This window comes from Tsukamurella ocularis (assembly GCF_965138335.1).
In the GTDB taxonomy this organism is placed as follows: Bacteria; Actinomycetota; Actinomycetes; order Mycobacteriales; family Mycobacteriaceae; genus Tsukamurella; species Tsukamurella ocularis_A.
In genome coordinates, this window is record NZ_CBCSDV010000011.1 from 132810 (window position 1) to 139733 (window position 6924).

Sequence of the window (6924 nt, forward strand, 5' to 3'; positions counted from 1 at the left end):
CTCGAACGGGTCGCGCCGCCGGCCTCTGGCGGTGGTGGTTGGCAGGTCGTGCACGTCCTCGCAGGCACCGGCGCCCTGCTCCTCGATGGCGGTGGCCGCATCGGCGCTCGAGCCTCCGGCACGGCCACACTGCTCCTCACGGGCGACGCGGCGATCCTCGCGCGCCTGGACGCCTCCGGGGAGCTGCTCCTCACCGGCGGAGGGCTGCCGGTCGCGCGGCTGTCCGGGGCGGGGGAACTCCTGCTCTCGGGTGGTGGCCGTCTGGCTCTGCGTGCCTCGGGGACCGGCGCGATGCTCCTCGACGGCGGAGGCATGCCCGTCGGGCGACTCGCGGGCTCCGGGCCGCTGGTCCTCACCGGCGGCGGTACCCCCACCGTGCGGCTGGCCGCCACAGGGGCGCTGCTCCTCACCGGCGGCGGGCTTCCCGCGTTCGCCGCGCACAGCGCGGAGCGCACCGACATCACCGCTACCGGCGCGTACAGCTACGACATCCCGAGCTGGTCCCGGTTCATCGACCAGGCGATCATCGGAGGCGGAGCGTCCGGGCAGACCGGCAGCGGCGCGATCGGCACCGCAGGCAAGGGTGGCAACGCCGCCGCCTACGTGGTGCGCACCCTTGAGCGCGGCGTCGACATCCCGTGGTCGCAGTCGACGATCACCGGCACCGTCGGTGCGGGCGGCGCGCAGGCCGCCGACTCCGACAACGCAGCGCCGAACCCGGGCGGAGCCACGACCGCGAACTGGGGGAGCGGCAGCATCACATCGCCGGGCGGCTCGGGCACCGTCTCGTCCGGGCAGAACGGCGCGAGCTCGACCGCGACGACGGTCGCCGGCCAGAACTACCCCGCGGGCGCGGGCGGCACCGGTAACGCAGGCGCGGGCAGCGCACCTGGTGGCGCGGGCGCGGGCGGCAACGGCGGGTTCTTCGGCTCCCGCACTCGAGGCGGCACGGGCGGCAACGGCCGCGCATCCTTCTACGCACGTCAATCCTGAACGGAGACAACACTATGACCGCAACTGATGCCGACAACATCGCGGGCCTCGACTACATGAAGGGCCGCGGCAACACGATCCGCCTGCATTCAGGTGATCCTGGGACGACCGGCGCGAACGTCATCACCACCACCCCGGCTTCGGCGACCACTACGTGGGGGACTTCCTCCATGGGTTCCGGTGGTGATGCCGGGTACGCGGTGGTCGCGGGCTCGAACACCGACTTCACCCTGCCGGCGTCCACGACGGCCACGCACTACGGGATCTACAACGGCTCGACGTACCTGCGTGGGTACCCGCTCGACGCCTCTCTCACCTCGAACGCGCAGCCGCTGCCGGTGACGTTCCCGCCCCGGATGAAGTTCAAGGGCTGACCGGCCCACCCTTTCGAGCCCCGCGTCGCGAACCACGGCGCGGGGCTCTCGCGTACCAGGAGGTCCGCCATGCCCAAGCCCACCGTCGTCCTCATCGTCCCCGGCACCGGGGAACCCGCCGCCGGCATGCTCGGCGGCGTCATCTTCGAACTCGGCCGCCTGGCGCCCGGCCGCGTCGAAACGAAGGTGATCGACTACCCGCGGCAGTACGCGCTGCCCATGAGCTACGGCCGCTCACGCACCGTCGGCGAGACGAACCTCCTCGCCGTGGTCCGCGACTACGTCACCCGCGGGTACCTGGTCGTGATCGTCGGCTACTCGCAGGGCGCCGTCGTCGCCGGGAACGTGGCCGCGGCTCTCAGCCCGGAGCTGGCCGCCGCGGTGGTCGGCGTGTACCTCGTCGCCGACGCGCTGCGCCCCGCCGGCACGGACAGCAACGGCGCCACCGGATCGCGGAACTTCAACGGGTGGGGCGTCGCCGGGCAGCGACCGATCACGACGGTCCGTGCCCGCTGGTACTCGATCCGCGGCGACGTGATCTGCGACGCGACCCCCGATTCGCTGGTGCGCGACATCGCCGACTTCTCCGAGTGGATGGGGTTCACCTGGCAGGACGTCATCGCCTGGCCCGGGAAGCTCCTCGCGCTCGCGCGGAATCAGGCGTGGCAGAACGCCGGATGGTGGCAGCGGTTCCGCCGAGACCCGGCGACGCTCCTCGAGCTCGCGCCCCGCGGCGCCCGCGCCGTCGAGGAGATCCGCGGCTACCCGCACTTGCACACCCGCTACGGGGACCCCGCGTGGCCGATCCCCGGGATCCGCCGCACCTACCTGCAGCAGGTCGCCAACCACGTCCTCTACGACCTCGACCGGAAGGCAGCATCATGACGTTCACCGTGACCCGGCAGCGCGCGCAGGAGGTCCACGACCTTGCGCGGGCGCGCGCCGGCCTGCCGTACGGGTACGGCGGCGCGTTCACCCGCAACCCGCGCGACACCACCGACTGCTCCGGGCTCGTGCTGCAGACCGCCGCCTGGTACGGCGGCCGCGCGGACTGGCCGGGGAACCGCTACGGCTCGACCGAGTCGTTCCGCCTGAACCACCAGATCGTGTTCGACCTCGGGTTCAAGCGGCTGCCCGCGGGCGGCGTCGCCGCGCTGCCCTTCAAGCCGGTGATGCTCGTCGGGCTGCAGCATGGCGGCGGCGGGGTCTACTCGCACACGGCGTGCACGCTGATGACGATGGACGCGCCGGGCGGGCCGGTCGTCGAGGCGGTGCGCGGCGTTGACTGGGAGTCGCAGGGCAACGGCGTGTTCCTGTACGACGGGGCGCGCGCGTGGAACGATCCGCTGTTCCACGACTTCTGGTACCTCGACGCCCGTCTCGAGCCCGCCGCGGCCCCGGTGGGGATGACGGTCGACAGCCTCGCCGACGCGATGGGCAACAGCCTCCCGCGCGAGCGGTACGCGGCGTTGCACCCCGCTTTCGTCGAGGCGATGCGTGCCGCCGGCATCACGAACGTGAACCGGGCCGCGATGTGGTGCGCGCAGCTCGGCCACGAGTCCGGCGGCTTGCGCTGGATGGAGGAGATCGCCGACGGCTCCGCGTACGAGGGGCGCACGGACCTCGGGAACTCGCAGCCCGGCGACGGCCGCCGCTTCAAGGGGCGCGGCCCGATCCAGGTGACCGGCCGCGCGAACTACACCGCGTGCTCGCAGTGGGCGTTCGGCCGCGGGCTCGTGCCGTCGCCGTCGTTCTTCGTCGACCAGCCGGCCGAGCTCGCGTCGGACCGGTACGGGTTCATCGGCCCGGTCTGGTACTGGACGGCGGCGCGCCCGCAGCTCAACCGCCTCTCGGACGCGCGGGATCTCGACGGTGCCACCCGCGCGATCAACGGCGGCACCAACGGAATCGACGACCGACGCGCGCGGTGGAGCAGATGCCTCGCGCTCGGCGAGCGACTGCTCCCACCCACCAACGACGGAGGCTTCCTCATGTCCGACACCCAGTACCAGTCCCTGTACGTCGACCCCGATACCGGCCAGCGTTCCCCGTTCAAGGCCGACCTGCCGACCTACGTGCTGCTCAACGACGCGAAGGTCGAGCAGATGCGCCGCGACAACGAGAAGCTCCGCGACGAGGTGGCCGAGCAGGGCCGCATTCTCCGTGCGCTCGCCGCGGCCGCCGGGGTGAAGCCGTGACGCGGCGCCGCCCGTTCGACGGGCTCCCCGAGTACCTCGACCCCGCAGTGCAGGCGGTCGTCGGTGCCGCGCCGAGTCGCGCGCGCCGGATCCTCAATTCGCGTGCGGTCGCCGTGCTCGTCGACGGCCTCGTGTGGGTGCTCAACCTCCGCTCGATCGCACGGAAGGCGCGCTGATGTTCAAGGACGCCGTCAAGGGGCCGCTGCTCGCGCCCGGCTGGGTGAACCGGGCCGTCGCCACCGCCGGGCAGACCGCGCTCACTGTGCTCGTCGTGTTCCCGTCGACGCGCGAGGACCTTCTGCAGCTCGGCGCCGCCGTGCTGCTGACCACCGCGCAGTCGATCTTCAAGAGCGCGGCGAGCGCGGCCGACGTCGCGACGCTGCCGACGCTGCCGGTGATCGTCGCCGAGCGCGCCGCCAAGAAGGCCGCCCGTGAGGCCCAGCGGCAGGCCGACAGCATCGTCGACCAGGTGCAGGCGGGCGTACCGCTGCCGCCCGAGCTGAACCAGGGCATCGACGCCGCGCAGGCCGCGGTGCGCCGGCGGCTCGGCTGGCCGTCGTGATCCGGATCCGGCGCGGTACGTGGTCGCCGCTGCTGCCGCCGCGTTACCGGTGGCCGACGATGTTCCTGCTCGTGTCGGCGTCGCCGGTCGCGGGCGCGGACTTCATGCTCGGCGAGAACGCGGCGGCGCAGTCCGTCGTTGAGCAGTCCGTGCCCGCGATGGTGTGGGGGCTGGGGTTCATCCTGGCCGGGGTGCTCGCGGTCGGCGGGTACGTCGCGCGGTGGCCGCGCACCTGCATCGCCGGGCTGTACGTGGCCGGCGTGCTGTGGTTCGCACTCGCCGTCGGCGTCGGCTCGTCGCAGATCGACGAACTCGGCGGATTCCGCGGGCCGTGGGTGTACCTCATCGTGGCGTTCTCGTCGTGGCTGTCCGCGCTCGGCTACGCCGACCAGACGAGGGGAGTGCGTCGGTGACCGCAGATGCGCCCGCGGGGATCCCGCCGCTCGTGTGGCTGATCATCTTCCTGCTCGTGGGCCCGCCCGCGCTGCTGTCGAAGACGGCGTCCCGCGCGCCCGGAATCCTCGGTGCCGCGGCGCGCTGGTGGCACGGCCGCGAGCCCGCGACCGCCAGCTACCGGGTGTCGCAGGCGGAGATCAAGCGGCTCGAGGAGATGTACCAGGCGGTGCACGAGGACTACGAGGAGCTCACCGCGCGTCTCGACCGCCTCGAGGCGGAACTCACCGCGGAGAAGCGCCTCCGATGGGACGCGATCGGCTACATCCGAGTGCTGATCGATGCTCTGCGGCGGCACGCCCCGGACGTCCCGATCCCCGAGCCACCAGACCGGCTGCGCGACCTCGTGTAGCGCGTTCCGGTGCGCATAGTTGCGGCCCCATCCCTTCTCGAGGGGTGGGGCCGCTTTCGTCGTGTGCGGGGCTCAGCGACGGCTGGACGACCGGCTGCTCGTGGACTTGCCCGACGACGTGCGGGGCTTCGTCTTCGACGTCGACGTCCGCGACTTCGACGGCTTCGACGTGCTGGTGCGCGGCTTGGTCGGCTTGGCCGAGCTCGTGCGGGGCTTCGTCGGCTTCGCCGTCGAGGCCCGCCCGCCCGTGCCGCCGTGCCGGGAGCAGGTGCCGCTGGCGGTCTGGCTGAACGAGTAGGTGCCGTCCTGGCAGCGGACTCGAGATCCTGCGCTGCTCGCGGGGCTCGAGGGCCGCTTGACGCAGTTGCCGGCCGCGTTCTCGTAGTAGTTCGAGCCGCACCGGCTCGGGACAGCCTGGCTGGTGGCGACGGGGGCGACACCGAGGACGAGGAGGGCTGTTGCGGCGGCGCCGATTCCGGCGCGGGCGATGGATGCGATCTTCTTCACAGACGGGGACAGTACAGCGGGGTTCCCTTTCAAGTACGAAAACCCCCGAGTCGGTCAGCTACTTCGCGCTCTGCAGGATCAGGTACTGCGCGCTGATTTGCTGGTGCGCCTGCTGGATGGTGCTCACCGAGCCGGTCTGCGCGTAGTAGCGGCCGACGACGACGTTGCACGTGTAGTAGGCGCGCTCGGTGCCGTTCGCGGTCGTCTTGCCGGTGCCGCACCGCGCCCCCGGCACGCCGGCCGGTGCTGCGGTGGTGGTGTACGTGTTGACGTAGGAGCTGCTGGTCTGGCGCTCCGCGTCGGCGTAGTACCGCGCCGACGCGGCGTCGCGGGCGCGGAAGACCTTGGTCGCGCCGGACCCGACGAGGTCGACGCCGGCGCGCTCCATGAGTGCGATGGAGTCCGCCCACTTGGTGACGACGAGCTGAGCCCAGGTCCGCGGCCTCATGTAGCCGAGCTCGAACTGCACGTCCTCGATCGTCTCGACGCCGGGGATCGTGTACGACAGGATGCCGTCGCGGTCGGCGGGCATCGACAGCATCTCGTCGGCGGTGAGCTTCAACTCGGCGAGCTTCGGGATCTGCCGGTCGACCCACCGGTTCGCGAGGGACTCGGCCTCGGCGCGGGGGATGCCCTTGAAGGCCACGCCGAGCAGGTAGTCGCCGCGGGGGATGTACCAGACCGGCGCGCTGCCATCGGAGACCGCGGGGGCCTCGAACGACTCCGGCCGGCCGGGCAGCCCTTTCGCTTCGGCGGTCGTCCTCGGCAGGGCCTTGATCTTGGCCGACACCTCGTCGACTGCCTTCGTGGTCTGGTATCGGAGCAGATAGGTGGTCATTCGCGGCGGCTCCGCCACGCCGGGCTCGGCCGCGCGCTGGTTCGCGGAGATCGCGCCGCCGACGTAGCGGTCGTGCGCCAGGATCAGGGCCTGCTTCTCGCCGAGGTCGGCGGCGATCGCCACCACGGACGGGAGGCTGGGGACCGCGGTCTTCGCGCCGTCGTCGAAGCCCGCCTGCAGGTCGGGCGGCACGATGAGGTACTCGCCGAGTTCGAAGGACGGCTGGACGCGCACGTCGGCGCCGGTGCGGGTGGGGACTTGCCGCGGCGAGGTCGGGTAGCCGCCGGTGTCGAGTCGTACCTCCGCGCTCGTGTCGGCGACGGGCGTGCCCGGGATGCTGGTGGTGCAGCCCGTGAGCGCCGCGACGAGCGCAGCGCCCACGGCCCAACCGTGACGTCTCCCCATGACGCGAGATTGTTGCAGACCCATCGGCGCGGCGGGAGGGAACCGATCGCCGGGCTGGTGCGTCTAATGGGTATGAGCCCGATGAATCTCGTCCGGTACGCCGTCGTCCGCGCGCGCGGTTGGTGGGCCCTCGCGGTGGCCGGGCGGGGGAGCGGCGCGCCGCCGGCGCCCGAGCAGGATGGCGCGATCGTCGATGCGATCCGACGGGCTCAGCGCCCAGATCGTTTCGGGTGGGTTTCGGG

10 protein-coding genes and 1 pseudogene are annotated in these 6924 nt (G+C 72.2%); 9 read left to right on the forward strand and 2 right to left on the reverse strand.

Going from position 1 to position 6924, the window contains the following annotated elements; genetic code table 11:
• Nucleotides 1–48 precede the first annotated feature (48 nt).
• The 9 genes from ACNAYW_RS12370 (at nt 49) to ACNAYW_RS12410 (ending at nt 5230) form a co-directional block, all read left to right on the forward strand.
• Nucleotides 49–993 carry a glycine-rich domain-containing protein gene (locus ACNAYW_RS12370; RefSeq protein ID WP_415849998.1) on the forward strand — a complete coding sequence of 315 codons (945 nt, stop codon included), beginning with the start codon at nt 49–51 and terminating at the stop codon, nt 991–993.
• A 14-nt stretch (nt 994–1007) separates the two neighbouring features.
• Nucleotides 1008–1367 carry a hypothetical protein gene (locus ACNAYW_RS12375; protein ID WP_415849999.1) on the forward strand — a complete coding sequence of 120 codons (360 nt, stop codon included), beginning with the start codon at nt 1008–1010 and terminating at the stop codon, nt 1365–1367.
• 69 nt (nt 1368–1436) lie between these two features.
• Nucleotides 1437–2252: a cutinase family protein gene (locus ACNAYW_RS12380; protein ID WP_415850000.1), complete on the forward strand. Its 816-nt coding sequence runs from the start codon at nt 1437–1439 to the stop codon at nt 2250–2252.
• Nucleotides 2249–3565, forward strand: coding sequence for a glycoside hydrolase family 19 protein (locus ACNAYW_RS12385; RefSeq protein ID WP_415850001.1), 1317 nt, complete (start codon nt 2249–2251; stop codon nt 3563–3565). The genes ACNAYW_RS12380 and ACNAYW_RS12385 overlap by 4 nt, the downstream gene beginning before the upstream one ends.
• Nucleotides 3562–3741 carry a hypothetical protein gene (locus ACNAYW_RS12390; protein ID WP_415850002.1) on the forward strand — a complete coding sequence of 60 codons (180 nt, stop codon included), beginning with the start codon at nt 3562–3564 and terminating at the stop codon, nt 3739–3741. The genes ACNAYW_RS12385 and ACNAYW_RS12390 overlap by 4 nt, the downstream gene beginning before the upstream one ends.
• The gene (locus tag ACNAYW_RS12395; RefSeq protein ID WP_415850003.1) at nt 3741–4127 is read left to right on the forward strand and encodes a hypothetical protein; all 387 of its coding nucleotides are present in this window, start codon (nt 3741–3743) and stop codon (nt 4125–4127) included. Before ACNAYW_RS12390 ends, ACNAYW_RS12395 begins: the two co-directional genes overlap by 1 nt.
• Nucleotides 4124–4540: a hypothetical protein gene (locus ACNAYW_RS12400; protein ID WP_415850004.1), complete on the forward strand. Its 417-nt coding sequence runs from the start codon at nt 4124–4126 to the stop codon at nt 4538–4540. The genes ACNAYW_RS12395 and ACNAYW_RS12400 overlap by 4 nt, the downstream gene beginning before the upstream one ends.
• On the forward strand, nt 4537–4932 hold the full coding sequence (locus ACNAYW_RS12405) for a hypothetical protein (RefSeq protein WP_415850005.1): 396 nt from the start codon (nt 4537–4539) through the stop codon (nt 4930–4932). The genes ACNAYW_RS12400 and ACNAYW_RS12405 overlap by 4 nt, the downstream gene beginning before the upstream one ends.
• A 100-nt stretch (nt 4933–5032) precedes the next feature.
• On the forward strand, nt 5033–5230 hold the full coding sequence (locus ACNAYW_RS12410; RefSeq protein WP_415850010.1) for a hypothetical protein: 198 nt from the start codon (nt 5033–5035) through the stop codon (nt 5228–5230).
• An 11-nt stretch (nt 5231–5241) separates the two neighbouring features.
• Here the strand turns inward: ACNAYW_RS12410 and ACNAYW_RS12415 are convergent.
• Together ACNAYW_RS12415 and ACNAYW_RS12420 are read right to left on the reverse strand one after the other, a co-directional pair.
• Nucleotides 5242–5439, reverse strand: a pseudogene (locus tag ACNAYW_RS12415) (hypothetical protein); the annotation flags it as partial.
• Between the two features lie 58 nt (nt 5440–5497).
• A complete protein-coding gene (locus tag ACNAYW_RS12420; protein WP_415850006.1) occupies nt 5498–6682 on the reverse strand; it encodes a DUF7373 family lipoprotein in 1185 nt (394 codons plus the stop codon).
• Nucleotides 6683–6924 lie beyond the last annotated feature (242 nt).